Annotated in this window: 3 protein-coding genes; 2 read left to right on the top strand and 1 reads right to left on the bottom strand. The window is 58.4% G+C overall.

Going from position 1 to position 2,787, the window contains the following annotated elements:
- On the bottom strand, positions 1-1,081 hold a 1,081-nt coding region (locus tag NUW23_04125), incomplete at its 3' end, for a pyridoxal-phosphate dependent enzyme (protein ID MCR4425363.1).
- A gap of 171 nt (positions 1,082-1,252) precedes the next feature.
- Between NUW23_04125 and NUW23_04120 the strand changes: the two genes are divergently transcribed.
- Positions 1,253-2,458, top strand: coding sequence for a hypothetical protein (locus NUW23_04120; GenBank protein MCR4425362.1), 1,206 nt, complete (start codon positions 1,253-1,255; stop codon positions 2,456-2,458).
- 21 nt (positions 2,459-2,479) lie between these two features.
- The coding region (locus NUW23_04115) for a hypothetical protein (protein MCR4425361.1) at positions 2,480-2,787 on the top strand (308 nt) is incomplete at its 3' end.

Genomic DNA, 2,787 nt, shown 5'->3' with positions numbered 1-2,787 from the left:
ACCGGTCGAACCCATCAGTCGCAATGGTCACTACGTTGTCCCCAGGGCCGAGTCTCAGGTAGCGCGCCATTCTTATTGCACCGACGATGTTGCACATCCCGGAAACCCCGAACATGTCCCGCATCCTCGCAACCAGCTCATCGGACACCCCCATTCTCTGGAGAATCGGCCCCCCGTCCCTCATCACCTTTAACGCTTGAACGCATTCCTCGTCACGAACAGTCAGCACGAAGTCTGTGGTGAGAATGTTGTGAATCAGAGTGCACATCTTGTCGCCGATACCCTCGATCCGGTGTTGGCCGCGCCCTCCAGTGGACAGGGTGGAGCACTCGTATGGTTCCACCGCGGTGACTCTGGTCTCGGGGAAGACCTTCTTCACGTGGTCTCCCGCCGCAAGTGTTCCTGCTGATCCGGGCGCGGAGACGAAACACGCGACTCTCCCGTTGCCGATGCCCGACACGGCCTCCACCACGGCCGCCCCTGTAACGTGCCTGTGGAACCGGTAGTTGGGCACCAACTCGAACTGGGCGAGGGCGAAGTTATCAGGGTTCCGCATAAGTTCGTGGGTGCGTCGCAGGGTGAGGATGACGTCAGACTCAGTGCCCGGAGTCAGGTCCAGCTCGCCGCCGTACCGTCTGATTCGATCGTACCTCTCGCGGCTCATGTTATCGGGCATGATGACCACTGCCCGATATCCCATCAGCCTGCAGATATAGGCCACGCCGATTCCGAAGTTCCCCGTGGACGGGCCCAGTATCGTGTGCCTGTCAGGGTCGATGGTCCCGTCAACGCATGCCTCTATCAAGGTGGAATACGCTGGACCCACCTTGTGCGACCCGGACGGAAAGCCCATGCCAAGGAGCACCACAATGTTCGCGTCCACCCCAGTCAGCTCCGGTGGGAAGATTACCTTTCTGACCTGGTTGTCTCGGTCCTTCCAGGTTATGTTGAACAGGTTAACCGGGTTGAACTCGTCTTCTGAGAGAGCCCTGAGGGCCGAGGCTCTCACTTCGGGGTCGATCAGTTCGGGGTGGGCCATTTCATCGTAGGTGGGACCGAACGGGATCTTGAGGAAAGGCATGGTCATCGCTCCTCAGCAATCCATATTCTGAACCCTTGTGTGTCAGGACCAACTTACTCCAAGCCCGGTAGGTTGTCAAGCGAACAGGCAGAAGACCACGTGGTACGGTTTAGAGGAAAGCCGGGTTTCTCCTAGAATAATCATGGGATCAAGACAGGGTAGGTTCCACACATGTCACAAGCATTGCAGCAAGGTAGTCTCCATTTTCGAACACTCTCGTTTTCCGAAGCCGTTCTCCTGATTGTAGGGGCCAACGTGGGCGCTGCCATACTGTCGCTTCCATACGCTGCGCGCCTGGCGGGTTACCCCGGTGCGGTATGTGTGTCGATCCTGACATCGCTGTTCTCGGCCGTGACTCATCTCTATGTAGTCGAGATCATGCTTCGCACCGAGAGGCCAGGCCAGCTTGTGGGGCTCATGAGGGAACACCTGTTTGAGGGACGACATGGCCAAGTCTACCTGTGGCTCGTTACACTGCTCACGGTCGGTGTCGCCATACCGGCCCTTACGTCTTACGTCATTGGCGGCGGGCACATCATCGGGGCGTTCTTCGGGAAATCCGACGTCATGGGCTCCTTGGTCTTCCTCGTCCCCGGAGTGGCCGTGGTCTGGATGGGGCTCGGGGCGATCGGCGCGTCACAGAGAGCTTTCAGCCTGCTAATGGGCCTGGCCTTGATTGTCTTGACGCTGGCTTCTGTTTCACACCCTGCGTTCGACGCGGGCAGGCTGACGAGGTTCTCAGTGGGTCCTCTAGCTGCTGCGCTGCCGGTGGGGATCTACACGAGCATGTCTCAGTCCATTGTCCCAGAGGTGGTAAGGGGGCTCGCGCACAGGCCGGAGCTGATTCCGAAGGCAGTGAAATGGGGACTTGGGATCAACCTCGCGTTTCTCATTGTGTTTCCAGTTGCCATCTTCGGACTTCAGGACCCTTCTGAGATCACCCAAGTGGTCACGATCTCATGGGGCAAGGCGCTCGGCCAGACGATCTACACTGCCGTCAACGTGTTTGCACTCTTTGCGCTCATCACGTCTTTCTGGGGCAGTGCCGGCGCAGCATTGGGCAACGTGGTTGAGATCCTCAGGTTCAAGTCGGAGTGGGACAGGAAGTCCAGGTTAGTTGCATTCACCATAACGATCCTGCCGTCTTGCGCGATCGTCGTGACAAGAAGGTTCGGGTTCGTCGACATGATTCAGGCTGCGGGCAGCATCGGCGGTGTCGTCCTTGCGGTCCTGCCCATGTTCGTACTGGCTCGGGCGAGGCACAGATCGGCGAGAGTACCAGAGTACCGTGTCGGCGCCCTATTTGCTCTCCCCGTCCGCCTGGCAGTGTTCGCTTTCTATGTCGGGGTTCTGGTTTATGCCGCGATCAGGTTCTAGACAGCATGGAGGGATTATCAGATGATCATCAGGCCAGCCGAACCGCGCGATGACGAGACCCTCAAGAGGATCGAGGCTCTCGCCGGGCAGGGGAACCAGGTGCGCATCATCGACAGGCGGGATAGCTTCTTCAGCCGGGCGAGGCAGTTTGAGGACTACATCCTCCTAGTTGGTGAGAACGAGTCCACAGGAGTCATCCACGGTGTGATAGGGGCCTCGATTCTGAAGCTGAGGATAGAGGGCAAAGTTCATACCGGTGCCTACATGTTCGACCTCAGGGCGAACCCCGAGACGAACGTTGGGCTGTCCAGAGCCCTCTATTATCTCTG

The organism is Bacillota bacterium (assembly GCA_024655925.1).
In the GTDB taxonomy this organism is placed as follows: Bacteria; Bacillota; DTU025; order DTU025; family JANLFS01; genus JANLFS01.
This window is presented reverse-complemented; position numbering and strand designations above follow the sequence as displayed.